General features: G+C 63.0%; 20 protein-coding genes and 1 riboswitch. Of the genes, 10 read left to right on the top strand and 10 right to left on the bottom strand.

Going from position 1 to position 24,444, the window contains the following annotated elements; all coding sequences use genetic code 11:
• The first annotated feature begins 19 nt into the window (after positions 1 to 19).
• Complete coding sequence (locus IF103_RS02175; protein WP_023378371.1) at positions 20 to 412, top strand: DUF1090 domain-containing protein; 393 nt, start codon at positions 20 to 22, stop codon at positions 410 to 412.
• A gap of 44 nt (positions 413 to 456) precedes the next feature.
• Here IF103_RS02175 and IF103_RS02170 read toward each other — a convergent pair whose 3' ends face one another.
• Positions 457 to 903 carry a c-type cytochrome gene (locus IF103_RS02170; RefSeq protein WP_023378370.1) on the bottom strand — a complete coding sequence of 149 codons (447 nt, stop codon included), beginning with the start codon at positions 901 to 903 and terminating at the stop codon, positions 457 to 459.
• 114 nt (positions 904 to 1,017) lie between these two features.
• On the opposite strand from IF103_RS02170, the gene mltA reads away from it, so the two are divergent.
• A complete protein-coding gene (mltA, locus tag IF103_RS02165) occupies positions 1,018 to 2,169 on the top strand; it encodes a murein transglycosylase A (protein ID WP_023378369.1) in 1,152 nt (383 codons plus the stop codon).
• A gap of 49 nt (positions 2,170 to 2,218) precedes the next feature.
• On the opposite strand, the gene IF103_RS02160 is transcribed toward mltA, so the two are convergent.
• Positions 2,219 to 2,602 (bottom strand): MAPEG family protein, encoded by a 384-nt coding sequence (locus tag IF103_RS02160; RefSeq protein WP_023378368.1) that lies wholly within the window; start codon positions 2,600 to 2,602, stop codon positions 2,219 to 2,221.
• A 28-nt stretch (positions 2,603 to 2,630) separates the two neighbouring features.
• Positions 2,631 to 3,464, bottom strand: a complete 834-nt coding sequence (locus tag IF103_RS02155) for an EamA family transporter (protein WP_023378366.1) — start codon at positions 3,462 to 3,464, stop codon at positions 2,631 to 2,633.
• 234 nt (positions 3,465 to 3,698) lie between these two features.
• Between IF103_RS02155 and IF103_RS02150 the strand changes: the two genes are divergently transcribed.
• Positions 3,699 to 4,937 (top strand): cation:proton antiporter, encoded by a 1,239-nt coding sequence (locus tag IF103_RS02150; protein WP_023378364.1) that lies wholly within the window; start codon positions 3,699 to 3,701, stop codon positions 4,935 to 4,937.
• 106 nt (positions 4,938 to 5,043) lie between these two features.
• Here IF103_RS02150 and IF103_RS02145 read toward each other — a convergent pair whose 3' ends face one another.
• A complete protein-coding gene (locus IF103_RS02145; RefSeq protein ID WP_023378363.1) occupies positions 5,044 to 5,445 on the bottom strand; it encodes an acyl-CoA thioesterase in 402 nt (133 codons plus the stop codon).
• Positions 5,446 to 5,624: 179 nt separating this feature from the next.
• A riboswitch (S-adenosyl-L-homocysteine riboswitch) is annotated at positions 5,625 to 5,720 on the top strand.
• Between the two features lie 21 nt (positions 5,721 to 5,741).
• Between IF103_RS02145 and ahcY the strand changes: the two genes are divergently transcribed.
• The 5 genes from ahcY (at position 5,742) to rhlE2 (ending at position 12,266) form a co-directional block, all read left to right on the top strand.
• Complete coding sequence (gene ahcY, locus IF103_RS02140; RefSeq protein ID WP_023378362.1) at positions 5,742 to 7,151, top strand: adenosylhomocysteinase; 1,410 nt, start codon at positions 5,742 to 5,744, stop codon at positions 7,149 to 7,151.
• Between the two features lie 139 nt (positions 7,152 to 7,290).
• Positions 7,291 to 8,136 (top strand): methylenetetrahydrofolate reductase [NAD(P)H], encoded by an 846-nt coding sequence (gene metF, locus IF103_RS02135; protein WP_023378361.1) that lies wholly within the window; start codon positions 7,291 to 7,293, stop codon positions 8,134 to 8,136.
• A gap of 92 nt (positions 8,137 to 8,228) precedes the next feature.
• On the top strand, positions 8,229 to 9,305 hold the full coding sequence (locus tag IF103_RS02130) for a hypothetical protein (RefSeq protein ID WP_027907945.1): 1,077 nt from the start codon (positions 8,229 to 8,231) through the stop codon (positions 9,303 to 9,305).
• A gap of 52 nt (positions 9,306 to 9,357) precedes the next feature.
• Entirely contained in the window at positions 9,358 to 10,146 is a 789-nt protein-coding gene (locus IF103_RS02125; protein ID WP_023378359.1) for a substrate-binding periplasmic protein, read from the top strand.
• Between the two features lie 218 nt (positions 10,147 to 10,364).
• Positions 10,365 to 12,266 (top strand): RNA helicase RhlE2, encoded by a 1,902-nt coding sequence (gene rhlE2, locus IF103_RS02120; protein WP_023378358.1) that lies wholly within the window; start codon positions 10,365 to 10,367, stop codon positions 12,264 to 12,266.
• Positions 12,267 to 12,325: 59 nt separating this feature from the next.
• On the opposite strand, the gene IF103_RS02115 is transcribed toward rhlE2, so the two are convergent.
• From IF103_RS02115 to IF103_RS02105, 3 genes are all read right to left on the bottom strand, one after another.
• A complete protein-coding gene (locus IF103_RS02115) occupies positions 12,326 to 12,904 on the bottom strand; it encodes a YceI family protein (RefSeq protein WP_027907944.1) in 579 nt (192 codons plus the stop codon).
• A gap of 31 nt (positions 12,905 to 12,935) precedes the next feature.
• Positions 12,936 to 13,487 (bottom strand): cytochrome b, encoded by a 552-nt coding sequence (locus IF103_RS02110; protein ID WP_023378355.1) that lies wholly within the window; start codon positions 13,485 to 13,487, stop codon positions 12,936 to 12,938.
• A 221-nt stretch (positions 13,488 to 13,708) separates the two neighbouring features.
• Entirely contained in the window at positions 13,709 to 15,481 is a 1,773-nt protein-coding gene (locus IF103_RS02105; RefSeq protein WP_023378347.1) for an FAD-dependent oxidoreductase, read from the bottom strand.
• A 290-nt stretch (positions 15,482 to 15,771) separates the two neighbouring features.
• Here IF103_RS02105 and IF103_RS02100 point away from each other — a divergent pair, with 290 nt between their 5' ends.
• Together IF103_RS02100 and IF103_RS02095 are read left to right on the top strand one after the other, a co-directional pair.
• The gene (locus IF103_RS02100) at positions 15,772 to 17,178 is read left to right on the top strand and encodes an adenosylmethionine--8-amino-7-oxononanoate transaminase (protein ID WP_027907943.1); all 1,407 of its coding nucleotides are present in this window, start codon (positions 15,772 to 15,774) and stop codon (positions 17,176 to 17,178) included.
• 58 nt (positions 17,179 to 17,236) lie between these two features.
• Positions 17,237 to 17,956 carry a 16S rRNA (uracil(1498)-N(3))-methyltransferase gene (locus IF103_RS02095; protein WP_023378344.1) on the top strand — a complete coding sequence of 240 codons (720 nt, stop codon included), beginning with the start codon at positions 17,237 to 17,239 and terminating at the stop codon, positions 17,954 to 17,956.
• On the opposite strand, the gene trhA is transcribed toward IF103_RS02095, so the two are convergent.
• The 3 genes from trhA to IF103_RS02080 form a co-directional block, all read right to left on the bottom strand.
• Positions 17,953 to 18,570, bottom strand: coding sequence for a PAQR family membrane homeostasis protein TrhA (trhA, locus tag IF103_RS02090; protein WP_023378343.1), 618 nt, complete (start codon positions 18,568 to 18,570; stop codon positions 17,953 to 17,955). The two genes, IF103_RS02095 and trhA, sit on opposite strands and share 4 nt — an antisense overlap.
• Before the next feature lie 114 nt (positions 18,571 to 18,684).
• Entirely contained in the window at positions 18,685 to 19,158 is a 474-nt protein-coding gene (locus IF103_RS02085) for a chemotaxis protein CheW (protein ID WP_023378341.1), read from the bottom strand.
• Positions 19,151 to 24,442 carry an Hpt domain-containing protein gene (locus IF103_RS02080; protein ID WP_049818836.1) on the bottom strand — a complete coding sequence of 1,764 codons (5,292 nt, stop codon included), beginning with the start codon at positions 24,440 to 24,442 and terminating at the stop codon, positions 19,151 to 19,153. The genes IF103_RS02085 and IF103_RS02080 overlap by 8 nt, the downstream gene beginning before the upstream one ends.
• Positions 24,443 to 24,444 lie beyond the last annotated feature (2 nt).

The following is a 24,444-nucleotide window of genomic DNA, read 5'->3' as shown; positions in this document are numbered from 1 at the left end:
CCCCGTCAAGGAGGCCCTCATGAAACGCGTTCACACCCTCGTCCTGCTGGCAACACTTGGCCTTGCGGCCACCGCCGTACAGGCCGCTCAACCGGACGAAGGCCTGACCGGCTGCGCCGCCAAGCGCAGCGCCATCGAGAATCAGCTGAAAATTGCCCGCGATCACGGTAACGATGCTCAGGTCGCGGGCCTGGAGGAAGCCCTGCGCGGGGTTGAGAACTGCAATGATGCCAGCCTGCGCAAAGAGCGCGAACAGAAGGTGCTCGATGCGCGCCATGAAGTGGCGCAACGCGAGAAGGACCTGAAGAAGGCCGAAGCCAAAGGCGACGCGGAAAAAATCAACAAGCGCAAGGACAAGCTTGCCGAGTCCCGCAAGGAACTGCAGGAAGCCGTGGACCAACTGGACCGCTGACCCGCCCATCGCCTCCCCTGAACCTTCGGGAGAGGCGCCCTCCCTCAATGGTTACGAAATTCCGTATGACAGGCTTTGCAAGCCGCTTCGACCCTGTCCATCGGCGCTTTCAGACTTGCCGCATCCAGCGGTTGCTTACGGGTAACATCGACCAACTCGCCCGTCACCCCTTCCAACTGCATCGCCAGGTCGTGAAAGCGCGCCTGTCGTTCCCAGACTTCAGGCCGGGCACTGCTGTCACCTTCATCCTTGACCTGGGGAAAATGCTGCCACGGCGCATGAGCCAGGCCATCGAGCTTCACCGCCCCGTCGGCGAACTTCACACCATCGAACGGCAAACGTCCGCGCAACATGCCGCCCATATCCTCACTGGTCTTGAGCATCTGCTTGAAGATCGCCTTGCGCTGCCCCAAAGGTGAGTTAGGATCGACACGGTCGCAGCCCACCAGGGCCAGGCTGATCAGCAGCAGGGCTGTGAAACATTTGAACATCACGGTCACATTGGCAGAAGGAAAGGGCCGACAGTATCCTCGCCTGCTCGACAAAGACCAATACCCTTACGAAAAACAAGGGAAGCTCCAAGGCCTCCCCTCAAGGATTCAGCCATGAAATCTGCTCTGCGCCACCTCGCCTGGGCGCTGCCTGCCCTGGCCCTGCTGGCCGGCTGCAACGGCGGTGAGAACGCCAAACCCGAACCCCACGCCATTGCCACCTACGCCCCCGCCACCTGGAACGACTTACCCAGCGTCAGCGACAGTGACCTGCGGGCCGGTTTCCAGGCTTGGCGCAACGGCTGCGAAAAGCTCAAGCGCGACCCTGTCTGGGCTGCAACCTGCGAAGCAGCGGCCAAAGTGCCTGACAACGCGATGCAGATCCGCGCCTTCCTGCAACAGCAGTTGCAAGTACTGGGGCTGCGCTCGGCCGAGAACAACGCCACCGGCCTGATCACTGGCTACTACGAGCCGGTCTACCCCGGCAGCCTGGAGCGCACCGACGCAGCACGGGTCGCGGTGTACGGCGTTCCCGAGGACATGATCGTGGTCGACCTGGCCAGCGTTTATCCGGAGCTCAAGGGCAAGCGCCTGCGCGGGCGGCTCGACGGTCGCGTGCTCAAGCCCTATGACACGGCCGAAGTGATCAACCGCGATGGCGTGAAAGCGCCAGTGCTGGCTTGGCTGACCGACCCGATGGACTTGCAGTTCCTGCAGATCCAGGGTTCGGGCCGTATCCAGCTGGAAGATGGCCGACAGGTGCGCCTGGGTTACGCCGACCAGAATGGCCACCCCTATCGCCCCATTGGGCGCTGGCTGGTCGAACAAGGCCAATTGAAGAAAGAAGATGTCACCATGGGCAGCATCCACGCCTGGGCACAAGCGAACCCACAACGAGTGCCAGAGCTGCTGGCCAGCAACCCCAGCTATGTCTTCTTCAGCACCCGCCCAGACAGCAACGAAGGGCCGCGTGGCTCGCTCAACGTGCCGCTGACCGCTGGCTACAGCGTGGCGATCGACCGCAAGGTGATCCCGCTGGGCAGCTTGCTGTGGTTGTCTACCACTCGCCCTGATGGCTCCCCCGTGGTACGCCCGGTAGGCGCTCAGGACACCGGTGGCGCGATCACCGGCGAGGTGCGCGCGGACCTGTTCTGGGGCACTGGGCCCGAAGCGGGTGAACTGGCCGGTAACATGAAGCAGCAGGGACAGATCTGGATGCTCTGGCCCAAGGACAAGCCGCTGCCTGAGGTGCCTAAAGTACCTTGAGGTTGCGCAGGCTCATCGCCGCCAAGCCGGCGATGAGCGCCACTTCAACTCAGATCGATACCACGAAGAACGAAACGATCAGGCCCAACCCGGCAAACCACACCAGCGAACGCAGGGCAGCCCAGTCTGCCAGGTAGCAGATGATGTACAGCAGCCGGCTGGTGATGTAGAGCACCGCCAGCACATCCTGGGTCACCTGCTCCGCATTGCCGACGATATCGGCCACCAGCACCGCCGCCGCAAACGCTGGGAATGCCTCGTACCCGTTCTGCTGCGCAGCATGGGCACGACGTGGCAAACCCGACAATGTGTCGAGGAAGCCGCGCGGGTCGTGATTATCCTTCAGACCGAAACGACCACTCGTCTTGGCGATCAAGGCACAAAGCGGTGGCAGCACGAGCGCGATCAGGATGCACCACAGGGCAACGGTCATGTTCAGGACTCCTTGTTCGAGTTCGGGGTTAGAGCTTCATCACCAGCATGCCAGCCAGGACCAGCCCGCAAGCTAGGAGTCTCGGGCCGCCAAAAGGTTCTTTGAGATAGCGCATGCCAAGCAGCACCACCAGAATCACGCTCAGTTCGCGCAGGGCGGCAGCTTCGGCCACCGACCCCAGGTGCATGGCCCACAACACCAATGCATAGCTGAACAGCACGCACAAACCCACCGCCAACCCCAGCCGCCACTGGGTTTGCCAAAACAGCGCAAACTGCGGCCGCCGGGCCACACACGCCAGCACCGGGAAGGGCCAGGCGCTCAGCAACGTCAGCCAGACCAGGTAGTCCCAGGGCTTGCCCCAGAGCCTTACGGCCTGCCCGTCGAACCAGGTGTAACAACCGATACACAAGCCGATCAGTGCAACCACTGGCAGCATCGACCACGGCAGCCGCTCACCGCCGCCGCCCTGCCAGAGCAGACACGCCATGCCGCAGGGGATCAGCAAGATACCGATGATCTGCTGCTGGCTCAGTGACTCGCCCGCGAATGCCAGCGTTAGCCCCAGCACCACCAGCGGCGACAAGCCACGCATCAGAGGATAGACCAGCCCCAGGTCGCCAACCCGGTAGGCCTTGATCAGCAGGACACGGTACAACTGCTCGGCCAGGGCCGACGCCAGCAGCCATGGCCAGATTTCAGCCGGAGGAAACGCGACGAAGGCTACCGCCAACACCGCAAAGACCAATGCCACCGCATCCATGCTGGCAATGACCAGCAGTCGCTCGCCACTGAATTTGATCAGGGTGTTCCAGGTCGCATGCAGCAGGGCGGCGACCAGCACCAGGGATGTTGCCAACACGCCTTGTATCCTTGTGACGTTTCAAGCCTGTGAATATATAGCGATTGAGGCGCCCTGTGCGCCGCATCGCCGGCAGACCGGCTGCTATGGAATCTAGGCAGTGCAACAGTCCATATCGGGAACGATTCGAAAGAATCCGGTCAAAGTCTGTGTCCCGAACCCCGCGCCAGGCCATCAAAGAACTGCCCGAGCCATTCGGGTTACGACTTGGAAGCCACCGTCACAGGATTTGGGATGCTTGAATTAGTTGCAGCGTTTATCTGCCTTACCACCCTCCTCACTTACGTCAATTACCGGTTCATCGGTCTCCCCCCCGCCATCGGCGTGATGGTGACTGCTCTGCTGTTTTCCCTGATGCTGCAGGGCCTGAGCCTGATTGGCTTTCCTGGCCTGGAAGAGCGCGTCGAAGGGCTGATGAACCAGATCGACTTCAACGACCTGCTGATGCACTGGATGCTGTCGTTCCTGCTGTTCGCCGGCGCACTGCACGTCAACCTCACCGACCTGCGCAGCTACCGTTGGCCGATCGGCCTGCTGGCCACCCTTGGCGTGTTGATCGCCACCTTCGTCATCGGCTATCTCGCCCACTGGGTGTTCGCCCTGTTCGGCTGGAACGTGCCGCTGATCTACTGCCTGCTGTTCGGCGCACTGATTTCACCGACCGACCCCATTGCCGTACTCGGTGCACTACGTACTGCGAACGCCTCCAAACCGCTGAAGACCACCATCGTTGGCGAGTCGCTGTTCAATGACGGCACCGCGGTCGTGGTGTTCACCGTGCTGCTGGGCATCATCCAGATGGGCGAGACGCCGAGCGTCGCTGAAACCGCCATGCTGTTCGTTCACGAAGCCGTGGGTGGCGTGTTGTTTGGCGGACTGATCGGCTATGCCACCTACCGGATGATCAAAAGCGTCGAGCAATACCAGGTCGAGGTGATGCTGACCCTGGCGCTGGTGATTGGTGGCTCGGCGATGTGCTACGAACTGCATGTCTCGGCCCCCATCGCCATGGTGGTGGCAGGCCTGATCATCGGGAACCTGGGGCGCAACCTGGCGATGAACGACATGACCCGTCGCTACATGGACGGTTTCTGGGAACTGATCGACGACATGCTCAACGCCCTGCTGTTCGCCCTGATCGGCCTGGAACTGTTGCTGCTGCCATTCAACTGGCTGCACTTGGCGGCAGGCGGCGTGCTGGCGGTTGCGGTACTGCTGTCACGGCTGCTGACTGTGGCACCGGCCATCGTCCTGCTGCGCCGCTGGAGAAGCGTGCCCAAGGGGACCGTGCGCGTGCTGACCTGGGGCGGCCTGCGTGGAGGGGTGTCGGTGGCACTGGCACTGTCGCTGCCGGTGGGCGACGAGCGTGACCTGTTGCTGTCGATCACCTACATCGTGGTGCTGTCGTCGATCCTGGTGCAGGGTTTGACGGTCGGCAAGATGGTGCGCAAGGTGAGCCAACCGGCCGAATGACACGCGGCGTAGGAGCCGGCCTTGCCGGCGAACACCAGCACAGCCGGCGCCATGCACCGTGGTGCTTGGTTCGCCAGCAAGGCTGGCTCCTACCTTTGGGCGACGCTTACTCGACAGCGGTATCCGGGAACTGGTCCTGGATGTACTTGATTTCGGTCCGCCCGTGCGGCGCCGGCAGCCCGTCCTCACCCAGGTTGACGAAGACCATCTTGTCGACGGTGAGGATCATCTTGCGGGTAATCTTGTTGCGTACTTCACACTTGAGAGTGATGGATGTGCGGCCGAATTCGGTGGCGGTGATGCCCAGCTCGATGATGTCGCCCTGACGCGAGGCGCTGACGAAGTTGATCTCCGACATGTACTTGGTCACCACGCGCTGGTTACCCAGCTGCACGATGGCGTAGATCGCCGCCTCCTCGTCGATCCAGCGCAGCAGACTGCCGCCGAACAGGGTGCCATTGGGGTTGAGGTCTTCGGGCTTTACCCATTTGCGGGTGTGAAAGTTCATCGGTACTCCTGACCTGCTTGGCTAACGTGGAGTAATGATGGCAGAGCGGCCGCCGGCGCTCCATTGAACATCGACTATCGTCGCGATTAATCGACAGAAAGCCTTGGGTGTGTCACACAGCCAAGGCTATAATCCCTGCCGTTTAACATGGTCGCCCACTGTGGCGCCATGCCCGCCACCCATCCGAGGGGCGCTGCAGCAGGCTCGGCCTGTCAGGCTCGGTTGGGGCGTTGTCCGCGACGCGGACGCTCAACGCACAACGGCGCCCATTCGCACACTACGAATGGAGGCTCTCAATGAGCGCTGTAAACACGCCTGCAGGTTTTTCCGACTTCAAGGTCGCCGACATCTCCCTGGCCGACTGGGGCCGCAAGGAAGTCATCATCGCCGAATCGGAAATGCCAGCGCTGATGGGCCTGCGCCGCAAGTACCAGGCTGAGCAACCGCTCAAGGGCGCTAAGATCATCGGCTGCATCCACATGACCATTCAGACCGCCGTGCTGATCGAAACCCTGGTTGCCCTGGGTGCCGAAGTTCGCTGGTCGTCCTGCAACATCTTCTCCACCCAGGACCAGGCTGCCGCGGCCATCGCCGCCGCCGGTATCCCTGTGTTCGCCTGGAAAGGCGAAACTGAGCAGGAATACGAATGGTGCATCGAGCAGACCATCCTCAAGGACGGCCAGCCATGGGATGCCAACATGGTCCTGGACGACGGCGGTGACCTGACCGAAATCCTGCACAAGAAATACCCGGCCATGCTGGAGAAAATCCACGGCGTGACCGAAGAGACCACCACTGGCGTGCACCGCCTGCTGGACATGCTGGCCAAGGGCGAGCTGAAAGTCCCGGCGATCAACGTCAACGACTCGGTCACCAAAAGCAAGAACGACAACAAGTACGGCTGCCGTCACAGCCTGAACGACGCCATCAAGCGCGGCACCGACCACCTGCTGTCGGGCAAGCAAGCCCTGGTGATCGGCTACGGTGACGTGGGCAAGGGCTCGGCCCAGTCCCTGCGCCAGGAAGGCATGATCGTCAAGGTCACCGAAATCGACCCGATCTGCGCCATGCAGGCTTGCATGGACGGCTTCGAAGTCGTCTCGCCGTTCAAGGACGGTATCAACACCGGTACCGAAGCTGGCATCAACGCCGACCTGCTGGGCCGCATCGACCTGATCGTCACCACCACCGGTAACGTCAACGTCTGCGACGCCAACATGCTCAAGGCCCTGAAGAAGCGTGCCGTGGTCTGCAACATCGGCCACTTCGACAACGAAATCGACACCGCCTTCATGCGCAAGAACTGGGCATGGGAAGAGGTCAAGCCACAGGTCCACAAGATCCACCGCACCGGCGCTGGTACCTTCGACCCGCACAACGACGACTACCTGATCCTGCTGGCCGAAGGCCGCCTGGTTAACCTGGGTAACGCCACTGGCCACCCAAGCCGCATCATGGATGGTTCGTTCGCCAACCAGGTACTGGCCCAGATCTTCCTGTTCGAGCAGAAGTTCGCCGACCTGCCAGCCGCCAAGAAAGCCGAGCGCCTGACCGTTGAAGTGCTGCCGAAGAAACTCGACGAAGAAGTGGCCCTGGAAATGGTCCGCGGCTTCGGCGGCGTGGTCACCCAGCTGACCCCGCAGCAGGCAGAGTACATCGGTGTGACTGTCGAAGGCCCGTTCAAGCCGCACGCCTACCGCTACTGATCAGCGGCCCAAGGGCCAGGCACCTTGCCTGGCCCTTGCAGGCAACGCTTCGCAACGATGCCCGAGCCAGGCCGGCCCAAACCGCCCTGGCTTTTATTTGCAGTTGCCCGCCTGGCGCTGGCAGCTGAAGGAACGAGAGATGTCACAAGAACGCCGCTACAGTTTCGAGTTCTTCCCCACCAAGACCGATGCCGGCCACGAAAAACTGATGGGCGTTGCCCGCCAGCTGGCCAGCTACAACCCCGACTTCTTCTCCTGCACCTACGGTGCCGGTGGCTCGACCCGCGACCGCACGCTCAATACCGTGCTGCAGCTGGAAAGCGAAGTTAAGGTACCGGCCGCCCCCCACCTGTCCTGCGTCGGCGATAGCAAGGACGAGTTGCGCGCCCTGCTTAACCAGTATCAGGCCGCCGGCATCAAGCGCATCGTCGCCCTGCGTGGTGACCTGCCATCGGGCATGGGCATGGCCAGCGGCGAGCTGCGCTACGCCAGCGATCTGGTCGAGTTCATCCGCCAGGAAACCGGCGATCACTTCCACCTGGAAGTTGCCGCTTATCCGGAAATGCATCCGCAGGCACGCAACTTCGAACACGACCTGGCCAATTTCGTGCACAAGGTCAAGGCCGGTGCCGACAGCGCCATCACCCAATACTTCTTCAACGCCGACAGCTACTTCTATTTCGTCGAGCGCGCACAGAAGATGGGCGTGGACATCCCTGTAGTGCCGGGCATCATGCCCATCACCAACTACAGCAAGCTGGCCCGTTTCTCCGACGCCTGCGGCGCCGAGATTCCACGTTGGATCCGCAAGCAGCTGGAAGCCTATGGCGATGACACCGCCAGCATCCAGGCCTTCGGCGAAGACGTGATCAGCCGCATGTGCGAACAACTGCTGCAAGGCGGCGCACCGGGCCTGCACTTCTACACCCTGAACCAGGCCGAGCCAAGTCTGGCTATCTGGAACAACCTGAAGCTGCCTCGCTGAAACAACTTGGAAACATCTGTTTAAGGAACAATTAAGGCTTTAGTCTTACACTAAAGCCTTATTATCCCTGTGGACAGCCAGGTTTGCCCGATATGCAGACACCGTCGCCTGCACGCTCGCAGCTCATCTACCTCGCGTTCGGCCCGGTGACTTATCACCAAGAGGCCTGCTTCAGCATCGTCAGCGCCCTCACTCACCTGGGTGAAACGCCTGGCGCCGCCGTTGACATCCATGTCTACACCGACAACCCGGCGCCCTACGGCAAACTGCCCGTCAACGTCCACGTGCTGGACGCTGCGACGCGCACGGCCTGGAATCTTCCCCATGGTTATCACTTTCGCAGCAAGCACGTGCTATTGCGCCAAGTGCTCGAACAGCATCCGCTGGCGGTACTGATCGACACCGATACGTTCTTCCGCACCTCGCCGCTGCGCCTGTTCGAACGCGTCAAGCCAGGCCAGTTGCTGTGCAACTTCATTGGCGCGCCCTACGGCGCGAACCGCAAGGCCGTGCTGTACGAAAGCCTTCACGCCATACTTCGCCAACGCGGACTGGCTGACGATCAGACGCGCATGGTCAACTCCGGAGTCATCGGCCTGACCCAGGCTGATGCTCAGATACTGGACCGCTCCATTGCCATGATGGACGAGTTCTATCCCTTGGCACCCACCGCCTACACACTCGAAGAGTTCTGCCTTGCAGTGGCCGCCCACCGCACCCTCGCGCTGGCCGAGTGCACCGATGTGATCCACCACTACTGGAGCCGCAAGCAGCAGTTCCGCGCCAAGATCCAGGCCTGGCTGCGCAAGCACGCCGATGAACCACTCAGTGAGGCGGCCCGGGCCGACGTGCTGCAGGTCAATGACCGACTGCCGCGCCCGCCAGCCCTGCACCGGTTGGGCTACAAGGCACTGACGCTGACCTTGCCGAGCCAGGAACGCCAGTTCGCCCGAGAACTGCTGTACGGCTGCTACCCGTATGGCAACGAGTTCGACCGGGCCTGCGCCCCGGCCTGGTGGGACAAAGCCCTGGAGAACTATGTGGCGCGCGAGGGCCGCATGGAGCCCGAGCAATTGCGCCGCTGCCTGCGCCATCCGGGCATGCGTCTGTCACTCGGTGGCCGGCGTAAGGAAATCGAGGGCCACCTGCTCGACGTCCCGCAGACCTGAACTGGCGCGCCGATATCTGGCCTTGGCCTAAGCGAGCGCGTAATCTGCGGCCATGCATGACGTCGCCCGCCTGCTGTGCCTCCTGTTGTTCGCCTGCCTGAGCCCTCTGGCCTTGGGTGAACGTTTGCGCCTGGTCACCGACGACTGGGCACCGTACGTGTACCAGCACGACGGCCAGCCCAAAGGCATCGACTACGAAGTCACCACCGAAGTGTTCAAGCGCCTGGGCTTCGATGTCGAATGGCAGTTCCTACCCTGGAAACGGTGCTTGGCCATGGTCGAGCAAGGGCTGGCCGACGGGGTGATGGATATTTTCGAGACCGAATCGCGCAAACCGTACATGGTCTACCCCGACGAGCCTATGTCGGACGTCGAGTTCGTCCTGTTCCAAGCCAGCGTGCGCCGCCACCCCGTCACCCGCCTGGAAGACCTGACCGGGCTGACGGTGGGCACTTCGCCCGGCTACTCCTACGGCGCCTCGTTCAGCGAATCGCCTTACTTTCGCCGGGAGGCGGCCCCTACCCATGAGGCCAACTTCGGCAAATTGATGCTCGGCCGCATCGACTTGCTGGTGACCGACCGCCGGGTCGGTCGTTATCTCCGCAAGCAATTGGGGCTCGAACGGCAGGTCGAGGAGCTGCCACTGATGATCAGTCGCCAGGCGCAATACCTGGGTTTGGCCCGCAAACCTGGGCGCGAGGACCTGGCCAGGCATTTCTCCGAAGAGCTGCAACGCTTCAAGCAGGAACCGGCCTACGCGGCGATCAACAACCGCTACTCCGACGACTTCGGCAATATTCCTGGCGCCGTTGAGCAGCAGGAACGCAGCACGCAGCGATAGCTCTGTTATACTCGGGCCTTCCCGCCCGGCTCACGCCCGGACGCTCGGCCTCGCAACAGGCATCCTGATCGGTAACGACGCCCCTTCGCGCTCGCCCTCCGCTGCCCGGATGCGCAGTGAAAGCCCAGCTGGACCGGACGCGATCGCATCCCGCCGATGCCCGTCGCGCCAGGCAGAATATCCCAACGGGCCCAGCCCCCACGAGAACAGGATTGCCCATGTCCTTTGCTTCCCTCGGTCTCTCCGAGGCTCTTGTCCGCGCTATCGAGGCAGCGGGCTACACCCAGCCGACTCCGGTGCAACAGCGGGCCATTCCCGCCGTGTTGCAAGGTCGCGACCTGATGGTCGCCGCCCAGACAGGTACTGGCAAAACTGGCGGTTTTGCCCTGCCGATCCTCGAGCGCCTGTTCCCGGGTGGCCACCCCGACAAATCGCAACGCCATGGCCCACGCCAGCCTCGCGTGCTGGTTCTGACGCCAACCCGCGAATTGGCGGCCCAGGTCCATGACAGCTTCAAGGTCTATGCCCGTGACCTTTCCCTGGTCAGCGCCTGCATCTTCGGTGGCGTCGGCATGAACCCGCAGATTCAGGCCATGGCCAAGGGCGTCGATGTCCTGGTCGCCTGCCCGGGTCGCTTGCTGGACTTGGCAGGCCAAGGCAGTGTCGATCTATCCCATGTGGAAATCCTGGTGCTCGACGAAGCCGACCGCATGCTCGACATGGGCTTCATCCATGACGTGAAGAAAGTCCTTGCCCGCCTGCCGGCCAAGCGCCAGAACCTGCTGTTCTCGGCTACCTTCTCCAAGGACATCACCGACCTGGCCGATAAGCTCCTGCACAACCCGGAGCGTATCGAGGTCACACCACCGAATACCACGGTCGAGCGAATCGAACAGCGCGTCTACCGTCTGCCCGCCAGCCACAAGCGCGCACTGCTGGCTCACCTGATCACCCTCGGCGCCTGGGAACAAGTGCTGGTCTTCACCCGTACCAAGCATGGCGCCAACCGCCTGGCCGAATACCTGGAAAAGCACGGCCTCACCGCCGCGGCGATCCATGGCAACAAGAGCCAGAACGCCCGCACCAAGGCATTGGCTGACTTCAAGGCCAACAGTGTTCGCGTACTGGTCGCCACCGACATCGCCGCCCGCGGCCTGGACATCGACCAGTTGCCCCATGTGGTCAACTTCGAGCTGCCCAATGTCGAGGAAGACTACGTCCACCGTATCGGCCGCACCGGCCGCGCCGGACGTTCGGGCGAAGCGATCTCGATGGTCGCTCCTGATGAAGAGAAGCTGCTCAAGAGCATTGAGCGCGTCACCAAGCAGAAGATCCCGGACGGCGACCTGATGGGCTTCGATGCCAGCAAGGTCGAAGCCGAGAAGCCAGAAACCCGTGAGCGTCAGCAGCACAATGGCCGTGGTGGTCGCAACCAGCAGGCCCGTGGCGAAGCAGGCCAGGAAGGCAGTGGCGGACGCAAGGACAAGGGAAAGGACAAAGGCAAGGCCAAGCAACAGGCCGCCGACAAACCCGCTGACAAGGAGAAGTCCGGCGAGCGCCAGCAACAGCAGCGCAAGCAACGCGACAAGAAGCCTCGCCAGCAGCAGGCCAGCACCAACGCTGTGCCGAAAGTACCTGCCGACCGTGATCCAGAAGAGTTCCTGGATGACGAGATCGACAACTTCGGTAACCGTGCCGACTACGTCAGCCCCTACCAAAACGCCAAGAACCAGGGCCGCAACCGTCGCCCAGGCGCCGCAGGCCAGGGTCAACAGCAAGGTCAGGGACAGCGCAGCAACGGCGGCAGCCAGGGCCAAGGCCGAAATGGCGGCCAGCAACGCGGCGCCAGCGGCGAGAAACGCCCGCCCCGCAACAACAATGGCGGTGGAGGTGGCGGTGCGCGCCGTGATGGTAACGCGGGTGGTCGTAACCGCTCGGCCGGTCGCAGCGACAACACACGGCAGGAACCGGCAGTGCGTAGTCCGCGCGAACCGCAGCATCAGCCGGTGATCATCCGCAAGGAATCCAAGCTCGACCGCTACCCAACGCCGGAACAACTGGAAGAGCTGCCGAGCCGGCCGCGTGGTGAGCGCCCTGCGCTGCTGACCCGCAATCGCTGATCGTTCGGCTACAAATGAAAACGCCGCCCATTGGGCGGCGTTTTCATTGCTAGCGCGAATTACTTCTGCTTCACACCTTCGACGCTGATATCCAGGTCAAGGGTCTGCGAGGTAGGGCCTGGGCCTTTGATTCCGAAGTCATTCAGGTTCAGCGTGGTGGTGGCGTTGAAACCAGCACGCTCACCGCCCCATGGGTCTTTGCCTTCGCCGTTGAACACAGCCTTGAAGGTGACCGGCTTGGTGACGCCGTGCAGGGTCAGGTCGCCAGTCACGTCAGCAGTCTTGGCACCGGTGGACTTGACGCTGGTGGAGACGAACTTGGCTTGCGGATACTTCTTCACATCCAGGAAGTCGGCACTGGCGATGTGCTTGTCACGCTCGGCATGGTTGGACCACAGGCTGGCGGTCTTCAGGTCGACATTGATCTTGCTGGCTTCAGGCTTGGCGCTGTCCCAGGTGAAGTTACCGTCGAAGTCCTTGAAGGTGCCGTGGATGAAGCTATAGCCCAGATGGCTGATCTTCCAGTCAACGAACGCGTGCTGGCCTTCCTTGTCGATCTTGTACTCGGCGGCCATGGCCTGGCCAGCAGAGATCAGAGCGGTACCGAGCGCCAGAGCGGCAAAAGTCTTTTTCAACATCCTTTCTTTCCTTTGCAATTGAGGTTGAGAATCAAGCTTTGCGGCCCAGCATGCGGGTCAGGGTCGCGTCACGGTCGATGAAGTGGTGCTTCAGCGCTGCCAGGCCATGCAAGGCGGCGAAAATCACCAGCGCCCAAGCCAGGTAGAGATGAATCTCGCCAGCCAGATCGGCCTGGTCGGGCAAATCACTGACCAGAGCCGGCACTTCGAACAAGCCGAACACCGGAATACCGACGCCATCGGCGGTGGAGATCAGGTAACCGGCGATCATCACCGCGAACAGCCCCAGGTACAGTGCCAGATGGCCCAGTTTGGCAGCTACACGCGTCAGCGGCCCATGGTTGGCCGGCGCTGGAGGCGGTGGGCTGATGAAGCGCCAAACCACACGCAATACCATCACCACCAGTAGCACCAGACCGATACTCTTGTGCAGATCAGGGCCGGATTTGCGCCATGGGCTGTAGTAGTCGAGGCCGACCATCCACAGGCCCAGGCCAAAAAGCCCGAAGACCGCCAGGGCCACGCCCCAGTGCAAAAAGATGCTGACCGCGCCGTAACGAGCGGGTGAGTTGCGCAGTTGCATGTCGACGTGTTCCCCCGTGAAAGCTGTGCACAGACTAACGCGTAACGTATCGAAGAAAAGCACAAAAAGTTGCTTCGATTAATCGAAAATTCCGATGCCGATTGTGAACGTTTCCTATTAAGGAAACATTAACAATAGTCGGGGAGGGATCGCTTGTCAGTGCCGGACTCAGCGCCGACAGGCCGGCTCCTGCAGGTCGTGCAGGAGCCGGTACGCGGGCTTCAGTCAGCTTTCGCTTGGGTGTTGTTTACCGCTTTCTTGACCGGCTCCGATTTGACCGTAGCCTTCTTCGCCTCGACAGGTTTGTGCGCCTGCTTGACTGCCGGCTTGTGCGCCGGGGCGTGCTTGGCCGGGGTGGCCTTGGTAGCGGCAGGCTTGGCCGGCTCTTCCTTGGCCACGACCGCAGGCGCTGCTACAGGGGTCGGCGCAGGGGTGGCGACAGGGGCCGGGGCCGGGGCCGGAGCCACCGCATCTGTTTTCACAACGGCTGCTGGTTTGGTTTCGGGTTTGTCGCCGCCGCCAAACAGACGCGAGAAGAACCCACCCTCCTTCTTGGCCGCTACAGCACCGGTTGCCGCAGCTGCAGCCACCGGCGCCGCTTTAGCCGGGTCGAACGACTTGCCTGCCAGCAGGTCCTGAACCTGGCTGGCAGCACGCTGACCACTGCGCAGGGCGCCTTCGAGAGTGCCTGGGTACAATGCATCGGTGTGCTCGCCGGCGAAGCTAATGCGTTGCACCGGACGCTCCCACAGGCGCCAGTACTTGCTGATCTGGCCTGGGCCATAGGCCAAGTAAGCGCCGCCAGTGTTGGCGTCGGTGCTGTAGCGCTTGAGTTCATACCCAGAGAACGAACCACGGGCCTTTGGATAGAACGCGTGCAACCGGATCAGTACCTGGTCGACCATCTGCTTGTCGCCAAATGCCTGCAACAGGCGGGCATTGTCGCCGGACAAGTTGATAACGACGTTGGCACCGCCCTTGAGCGCTGGTTCGATCCACAGCATGCCAAGGCCAGCGTTGCTGAAGATTTCACCCGACATCCGGGCCTTGCTTTCCCACACAGGCTGCTTGAACTTGAGCATCAGCTGGTCGCGCCAGCCATAGTTGGTGCCCTTGAGGGCCGCCAGGTGCTGGCTGTCCAGGCCTGGGGTCATCTGGATCTTGGCCAGGGCACGCAGCGGCACGGCCATCACCAGGTAGTCCGCCTGATAGCCGACGCTACCGACCTTGACCGTCACGCCGTCCTTGTCCTGCACGATGGAGGTCACCGGCGAGCTGGTTTTGATGGTCTTGAGCTGCTTGACGAAAGCCTGCGCCAGGACCGGGCTACCCCCGGGCAGACGGGCGGCGCGCAGATCGCGGTCACTGACCCCACGATAGACACGGTTCTGCTGTGCGAAGTAGAGCAGCGACAGACGCGACGGCTCGTCATAGCGGGTACGGATCTGCTGGTTGATCAACTGTCGTGCAGTGGTCGGCAACTGCAACTTGTCGAGCCAGGTGGAGACGTTGATCTGGTCCAGAGCGAACAGGGTGCTGGTTGCCTGCGGGTTCAGCGGGTCCTCGATCGAGCGGGCCAGATCATCGAGCGTCTTCTCGTAGCGCTTGATGGCTTCGGCGGTGGCCGGCTGCTTGGCGGCCAGGTCCGTGGCACTGAAATACTCGCCGTCGATCAGGTAGCCAGGGGTACGAACGAACTCTGGCGCGGGCAGTGTTTCAAGCTTGAAACGGTCCAGGTACTGGTTCAGCACCGGCTGGGCCTTGCTGTTGCCGATCCACTCGCTGGTGGCCAGCCCCGAGCGACCACCCATGCCCGACTTGGCTTCCAGCAGAGTCACCTGCCAGCCCTTGTTCTGCAGCTCGTAAGCGGCGGTCAGGCCTGCCAGGCCGCCACCCACCACGATTGCCGAGGGTGTCTTGTCCTTTGCCAGCGCGGCACCGCTGGACACACCAATCAATACCAACGCGCACAGGCGCACCCAAGCAGCGGCCATATCGGCGAACTCCGAGTTAAAAGCAACAGAATAGGGAGAGGCAGGGATGCCCCGAGGGAGATGCGTTAAGAATACGTCAGGTCTGCAGACCCTGCCAGCTCAGTGATATCAAGTGCCTTTGCCAACTGACATTTTTGTTTTTGCGTCTCGCCAGCACACGATTTTCAGCACCTTGCCCAAGCGGGCCTGGACGCGCACCTGTCGCCATCTGACGGCAGCGGTTGTCGTGCCCGGCGGCATTGCTTAGGCTTACGCGGTCAAACCAAGCTGCAATGCCAGGAGAAGCGCCGATGGGCCTCAACGATCAGTGGATGCAACGTGACCTGAAGGTCCTGTGGCACCCCTGCACCCAGATGAAAGACCACGAGCAGCTGCCGCTGATCCCGATCAAGCGCGGCGAAGGTGTGTGGCTCGAGGACTTCGAAGGCAAGCGCTACCTGGACGCCGTCAGCAGTTGGTGGGTCAACGTATTCGGTCACGCCAACCCACGCATCAACCAGCGCATCAAGGACCAGGTCGACCAGCTGGAGCACGTCATCCTGGCCGGTTTCAGCCACCAGCCGGTCATCGAGCTGTCCGAGCGCTTGGTCGCCATGACACCGGCCGGGCTCGACCGGGTGTTCTACGCCGACAACGGCTCATCGTGCATCGAAGTGGCGTTGAAGATGAGCTTCCATTACTGGCAGAACATCGGCAAGCCGGCGAAAAAGCGCTTCGTCACTCTGACCAACAGCTACCACGGCGAGACCATCGCCGCGATGTCGGTGGGCGACGTGCCACTGTTCACCGAAACCTACAAGGCGCTGCTGCTCGATACCATCAAGGTGCCTAGCCCGGATTGCTACCTGCGCCCGGAAGGCATGAGCTGGGAAGAGCACTCGCGCAACATGTTCGCGGCCATGGAGCAAACCCTGGCCGAGCACCACCAGACCCTCTCGGCCGTCATCATCGAACCGCTGATCCAGGGTGCCGGCGGCATGCGCATGTACCACCCGGTCTACCTCAAACTGCTGCGCGAAGCCTGCGACCGCTATGGCGTGCACCTGATCCACGACGAGATCGCCGTCGGCTTCGGCCGCACCGGGACGATGTTCGCGTGCGAACAGGCTGGCATACGTCCGGACTTCCTGTGTTTGTCCAAGGCCCTTACCGGCGGCTACCTGCCGTTGGCCGCGTGCCTGACCACAGACACCGTGTACCAGGCGTTCTACGACGATTACCCGACCCTGCGGGCCTTCCTCCATTCGCACAGCTACACCGGTAACCCGTTGGCCTGCGCAGCGGCACTTGCGACCCTGGACATCTTTGAGCAAGACAACGTCATCGAAGCCAACAAGGCCCTGGCCAAGCGCATGGCCAGTGCCACTGCGCACCTGGCCGATCACGCGCATGTCGCGGAAATCCGTCAGACCGGCATGGCCTTGGCCATCGAGATGGTCCAGGACAAAGCCGGCAAGGTCGCCTACCCCTGGCAAGAGCGTCGCGGCCTGAAAGTGTTCGAGCATGCCCTGACACGCGGCGCACTGCTGCGCCCGCTGGGCAGCGTGGTGTACTTCCTGCCGCCGTACGTGATCACCCCTGAGCAGATCGACTTCCTTGCCGACGTGGCCAGCGAAGGTATCGACATCGCCACGCGCGACAGTGTGAGTGTCGCGGTGCCGGCTGATTTCCACCCTGGCTTCCGTGATCCGGGCTGACCTCGCATTTCGCCGCTCCCACCGGGAGATTCGTACCCTCAATACTCCGAGCAGAACCATGAGACTGTCCCGCTTCTTCATAGACGCCCCCCTGAGCCCAGGCGAGCACGACCTGCCCGAAGCGCAGGCCCACTACATTGGCCGCGTGCTGCGCATGGCGGCTGGCGATGCCGTGCAACTGTTCGACGGCAGCGGCCAGGAGTACCTCGGCCAACTGTTGGAGGTGGGCAAGAAAAGCGTACGCGTCAGCCTTGACCAGGCTCTGCCTGGGCAGGCCGAATCGCCACTGCACATTCATCTCGGCCAGGGCTTGTCCCGAGGCGAACGCATGGACTGGGCGATTCAGAAAGCCACCGAGCTTGGGGCGAACGAGATTACCCCAATCGTCAGCGAACGCTGTGAAGTGCGCCTGAAGGACGAGCGCGCCGACAAGCGCCTGGCCCATTGGCGCCAGGTGGCGATCAGCGCCTGCGAGCAATGTGGCCGATCCACCCTGCCGATCATTCACCCTCCCGTCACCCTCGCCGAGTGGCTCAAAAGCACCGAAGCCGACCTCAAGCTGGTATTGCACCCGGTAGCAGAGCCTCTGACCCGCCACGCCAAACCGACGCGCCTGGCCTTCCTGATTGGCCCGGAAGGCGGCCTGAGCGAAGCGGAAGTCGACCAGGCAAAAGCCGCCGGCTACCACGCCGCCCGGCTCGGCCCACGGGTGCTGCGCACCGAAACTGCACCGGTGGTGGCGCTGTCGGTGGCACAGCAGTTGTGGGGCGACTTCTAACGCACGTAGAACGACACGGCGATGAAGTGCATCAGGCTGCCGGCGATCACGAACAGGTGCCAGATGCCATGCCAGTGGCGGAAGCGACTGTCGAAGGCGAAGAAGATGATGCCCACGGTGTAGAACACCCCGCCGGCCGCCAACCAGGCGAAGCCGGCGCCACCCAGGCTGCGCAACAACGGTTCGACCGCGACCAGGACGATCCAGCCCATCACCGCGTAGATGACGATCGACAGGATCCGAGCTTCGGAACGCGGCTTGATTTCCTGCAGCATCCCAATCACCGCCAGGCCCCAGACCACGCCAAACAGGCTCCAGCCCCAAGGCCCCCGCAAGCTGACCAGGCAGAATGGCGTGTAGCTGCCGGCGATCAGCAGGTAGATCGAAAGATGATCGAGCTTGCGCATGATCACTTTCGCCCGTCCACGAGTGCTGTGGTAGAGAGTGGAAATGCTGTAAAGCAGCAGCAATGTGCTGCCATAGATGGAGAAACTGACGATTTTCCAGGGGTCGCCCTGCAGGCCCGCTACCACGATCAGCCAGATGGCGCCGATGCAGGCCAGCACAGCACCGACCAGATGCGTCCAGGCGTTGAAGCGTTCACCGTAATACATGCAAACACAGACCTCCTGAGGTGGGCAGGGTTCCTGTCTTGGTCGATTCCGACTCTATCGTCGGCAAGCCGGCTTCTACAACTCGCCGTGTGTAGGGGCCAGCCAAAGCACATGCTAACTGGCGACAGGTTGCAGTTGCGCGTCACGCACCAACCGCTCCAGCGCCACCAGGTCCGGCACCCGCGCCACCTGCTCGCCCACCTGCACCGCTGCCAGCTCCAGGCTGCCCAGCGCCACATCCACATAGTTGAGCTGGCTGTCGAGCTTGCACGAACGGGGAATGTCCTGCAGCAACAACGCCAGGTAACGCAGCCCGGTGTCGCCCAAGGCATTGAGCACGACGATGCGCGCGCGTTCGCCACAGGGGGTTTCGCCGCCGCAGGCCGCTTCGAAACCGATCAACGGCAAGTGCTGCTGGCGCCAGTCGATCCAGCCCAGGTGCCAGGCCAGCGCGTTGCGCTCGCACGGCAGCGAACGTCGGCCAAGCAACTCGGCCACGGCAACGTTGGGCAATACCAAGGTGCGGTCCCCCAGGGGCAGCAGCAACCCGGTCAGGCTGCTGCGCTGACCTGCGATCAGTTCAAGCATGGGTCTGGCTCCAGTGGGCGATGCTCTGCAACAGGACCGACTCCTGATAAGGCTTGCCGAGGTATTCGTTGACGCCGATGGCCATCGCCCGATCACGGTGCTTCTGCCCAGTACGCGAGGTGATCATGATGATCGGCAGGTCCTTGAGGCGCTCGTCGCGGCGAATGCGGGTGGCCACCTCGAAACCGTCCATGCGCGGCATTTCGATATCCAGCAGCAGCACATCGGGCCGATGCTCTTCGAGCTGGGTCATGGCATCTACACCGTCCTTGGCCGTCAACACGCTCATGCCGTGACGCTCCAGCAGGCGGCTGGTGACCTTTCGCACGGTAACCGAGTCGTCCACCACCATCACCAGCAGCGCCCGTCGTGGCGCGGGGCCAAATGCCTGGCGCTGCGCATCGCTGCCTCCCGGCAGGCGTGCCAGACGCCGTTGCTGACCCCGCAGCTGGCCCAGCAGGTCAAGAATCAGCACCACGCGGCCGTCACCGAGCAGGGTCGCACCGGACAGCCCCGCCACTGCGGCGAACTGCGGGCCCAGACTCTTCACCACGATCTCACGGCTGGGTGACAGGCTGTCGACCTGGATGGCGAACGATTGCTCCTGGGAATGAACCAGCAAGACCGGCAGGGGCACGCTCTGGCCCAGCAAGCTGGGCCGCGCCACGCCCTGCAGCAACTCGCCAAGATAACGCAGCTCGTAGGCATGGCCGGCGTACACATAGCGAGGCGAACTCAGTTGGTAGCAGGCATCGAGTTCCGCTGGCGGCACGCGGACGATACCTTCGATGGTATTGAGCGGAATGGCGTACTGCTCTTCCCCCAGGTGCACCATCAGAGCGCGGTTGATCGACACCGTGAACGGCAAGCGAATCAGGAAACGCGCGCCCTTGCCTTGGGCCGACTCGATGCTCATCGAGCCGCCCAGCTGCTTGACCTCTTCATGGACCACATCCATGCCCAGTCCGCGCCCTGAAATCTGGGTGATCTTCTCGGCCGTGGAAAAACCTGGGCGCAGGATGAACTGCAGGATTTCGTGATCGCTCAATTGTGCTTGCGGGTCCAGCAACCCGCGCTTGATCGCTTTGCGCCGCACCGCCTCCAACGGCACACCGGCACCATCGTCCGTCATTTCGATGACGATGTCGGCGCCTTCGTGCAGCAGGTTCAGGTGAATGGTGCCCTGCTCCGGCTTGCCAGCGGCCAGGCGTGCCTCACGCGACTCCAGACCATGGTCCACGGCATTGCGCAGCATATGTTCCAGGGGCGCTACCATGCGCTCCAGAACGCTGCGATCCAGTTCGCCTTCGGCATTGCCGACCACCAGCTCCACCTGCTTGCCCAGCTCGGTCGCCACCTGCCGTACCACTCGCTGCAAGCGCGGCACCAGCCGCTCGAACGGCACCATCAGGGTCGCGGTCAGGCCTTCCTGCAACTGGCTGGCTACCCGTGCCTGCTGCTGCAGCAGGCTGTAGGCCTCCTGGGCGCGCTGAGCCAGGGTTTCCTTGAGGTCGAGCAAGTCGGAGGCCGACTCGAACAGTGCCCGCGACAGCTGCTGCAACTGGGAGTGACGGTCCATTTCCAGCGGGTCGAAGTCGTCGTAGGCATCGCCCTCGATTTGCTGACGGCTGGAAATCCGCCCCTGGGTCTCGATGTCCAGGCGCAGCAGTTGATCGCGCATGCGCTCCAGCGTGGTTTCCATTTCGTTCAACGCGAACTGCGCGTCGTTGACCTGCTGCTCGATACGCCCGCGAATCACCGAATGCTCGCCGGCCAGGTTACCCAGCTCATCGAGCAACTCGGCATCGACCTTGACCATATCGCCCGCTGCCCGCTCGGGCGTCGTGGCGGGCGCTTCGGCCGGTGTCGCGTCGGCCGGGGCCTGGCCGGCAGCGCTGTCGGTCAGGGCCGCACTGCTGAAGTTACGGATGTAGTCGATCAGCGCCGTGGCTGCATGCAACGGCTGACCCAGGCGCACGGCATCGAGCATGTGCGCCAGGCGGTCGTGACAGTTTTGCAGCAAGGCGAACAATGGCGGGCTGGGTGGCAGACGCCCGGCGGCCAGCAGTTCGTAGAGGAACTCCAGCTCATGGGCCAGGTCGCCGATGGCCGCGATTTCGACCATGCGTGCCCCGCCCTTGAGGGTGTGCAGGTCACGCAGCAGGTTATCCACCTCGACGCTGCTGCGCGGGTCGGCTTGCCAGCGCGCCAGGGCCTCGGCGGCACTTTCGACGATGTCCGAGCTCTCTTCCAGGAAGACTTCCAGCAGTTCCTTGTCGCCCGGGCTGTCCGCCTCCTCCACAATCGCCTCGCTGCTGGGCGGTGGCGGCGCGTGGCGCACCTCGCGCATTTCGCCCAACAAGTCGACCGCCGAAGACGGCGGCTGGCCCTGGCGCAAAGTGTCGAGCATCTCACCCAGGGCCGCGTGGCCCCGCCGTAGCAAAGCGATCAACCCGGTACTTGAGCCAAGACGGCGGTCGACCAGGGCCTCGTAAAAAAGGCCAAGCTCCTGGGCCAGCCGCTCGACAGCGCCGACCGCAGCCATTTGTGCAGCCCCCTTGAGGGTCTGCATGTCGTGTTGCAGGGACGAGAGCGTGGAAAGATTGTCGGGTTCCTGACCCCATTGCTCCAAGGCCTGGTCGGCACTGTCGAGGATGTCCCGCGCCTCTTCGAGGAACAGTTGCGCCAACGCCGGGTCTTCAAGGTCCACGGCGGGCGGCAGAGGCTTGACCGAATCGCGGCCCACCAGGCCGGTGGCATCCGGTGCCAGGGCCTCGGCCAGCAGGCTGCGCAACGCATCGATCCGCTCCGGCCTGGCCGTGACCTCCTGCCCCGCCGCCACTTCGTCGAGCATGTCCAGCAGCGCCTCGTGGGCCTGCTGGGCCTGGGCGAAGAAGCGCGCATCCGCAACCAAGCTGCCCTCTTCCACTGCCCCGTAAAGATCCAGCAGCGCCTCGCAGACATCATCCATCTGCCACAGGTCCGCCAAGTGCGCGCCGTGACCGAGGGTGGTCAGTTCATCCAGCAGGGTGTCCAGTTCCTGCCGCTGGCCGGGGTGCTCCTGCCAGCGTGAAAGCAGCGACTCGGCATCGAGCAGGATGTCCATGCCTTGCCCCAGGAAACTGGCGATCAATTGCGGATCCCGTTTGCTTCGACGCCCATGCTGGGGGTCTTCATGCAGCGTGGCCAGGCGCTCGTCCACCCTTTGCCCGACCTGCTCTATCAATTGCGCCGCACCGGCAATGGCCGCCAGCGGCGTACTGCCGAGCTGGGCCAGGCCAAGGTGGAACAAGGTGCGCGCTGCTTCCAGCCATTGCAGCTCGGCGACTTGCAGCGGCAACTGATGCCCCTTGTATTCACGAACCAGCCGGTCGAATGCGGTGGCCAGCTCGGCGATCGGCATGACACCCGCCATGGCCGCGCTGCCTTTCAAGGTATGCAAGGCACGCTGCAGGGCATCGCTCACCGGGGTGTCGTGGCCGGCCGCCTCCTGCAGGAAGCTGTCCAGGCAAGCCAGATGCCCCTGTGCCTCGTTGCGGAAAATGTCCAGTAGTTGCGGGTCGAGACCCTCGACCTCGGTGCTGGCAGGTGCATCGTTCTCGGCCAGCACGTGCAGGTGACTCGCCAGCTGTTCGATTTCGGTCAGTTGTGGCAACTGCCCTGCCGCAAAGTCGGCCAGCAGGTCGGGCAGGTGAACGAATACCCGCTGCAACGTCACCACGGCCTCCGGCACCAGCGCGATGCGCCCTTCCAGCACGCGGTTGAGCAAATGCTCGGCGCCCCAGGCCAGCTCCGCTACCGCCTCGGCATGCACCATGCGCCCACTGCCCTTGAGCGTGTGCAGGGCGCGGCGCACTTCGATCAAGGCTTCACGCAGGTGGTTGTCGGCCCGCCAGCGCAACCAATGCCGTTCGATGTCCGGCAGCAATTCGCCGGCTTCCTCAAGGAACACCTGGCGCAGTTCGTCGTCGATGCCGTCGCTTCCCGCCGACGAGTCGGCGCCAGTCTCGACCAGCGTGCATTGCACCCCCAATGCCGCCAGGCTGGCACGGGCCATGTCGATGAAGGGCTGGCCATCGGCCAATGGATCGGCCACCCGCCATTGCAAGTAGCACTCAGCAGCGCTCAGTGCTTCGGCCAGGTGCGTGAGCTCGTCCGCTGGCGGTTCGACGTCCAGGTGCTGCAACCACCCCTGGACGTAACTTGCGCAGCCGGCAAACACCTCGGCGGCAACCGGCAGCATGAGCATCGACAACGCGCCGCGCACCTGCTGCAGCAAGCCTGGCAGGGGCTGCAGACGTTGCCGGGGCCACCCGGATTCCAGGCAGTCACCGATCAGGTCCTTGGCCTGCTGCACCACTGACAGCGACTCGCTCAGCACCAGCTGTCGAATTTCGGCCAGGTCCGAGCCAGGCAGCCCGCCCTGGCCGCCTTCCTCCAGTGGCCCGACCATGCCGTTGAGGGTGGCTTCGACGTACAGCAACGCGCCTGCCACATCCATCAGCACGGCGTCATCCGCTGCACGCTCGCCGAGCGCCAGTGCCTGCAGGGCCAGAACCTGGTCGATGATCACCCGTCGTGGTTGCTGGAAACCCAACACCGCCAAGGTGTCCGCGACATGGCGCAGGGGCGCCAGCAAGTCTTCCAGTTGCTCGCTGTGCTGACGGTCGCCACGCACGAAATGGTCCAGGCGCTCTTTGATGCGCATCAGGTCATCGCACAACGCCGTCACCACCGAGCGCAGGGCATCGCGCCCTGGCCCCGCCTGCATCTGCTCGCGCCAGTTGCCCAGCGACAGGTCGAGGTTGGCGAGGTCGTCGGCCCCGGCGAAGCGCTCGGCGGCGCCGCCGATCAGGCTGCCTTGGGCCAGCGGGCCTACACCACGGCAGGTGCGCAGTTGGTTGAGCAAGGGCAACATCACCAAGGGCAAGTCGTGGCGCGCACCGCGCAACCGCTCCAGATAGGAGGGCAACTGCTCCAGGCCCCGGAACACCGCGCCCAGGCACTCTCCTCGTGGGCTGACCTGGCCTTCGGCCAAGGCCCTGGCCAGTAGCTCCAATTCTTCAGCCAGGTGGGCCGCGCCCCGCAATTCAAGCATGCGCAAGCAACCATGAACCTGGTGCAGGTTATCGACGACGAACGCCAGTATCGACAGGTCGCCCGGTTCCCCGGCAAAGCGCTCCAGCGCCTGGCGGGCCTGACCAAGGCAATCGAGGATGGCTGCCTTGGTCCAGGCCAGGGCAACCGTATCGTGACGTTCGGGGGTGACTGCGGCAGACGCCATGG

It is taken from the genome of Pseudomonas sp. SK2 (genome assembly GCF_016772395.1).
GTDB lineage: Bacteria > Pseudomonadota > Gammaproteobacteria > Pseudomonadales > Pseudomonadaceae > Aquipseudomonas > Aquipseudomonas taiwanensis.
This window is presented reverse-complemented; position numbering and strand designations above follow the sequence as displayed.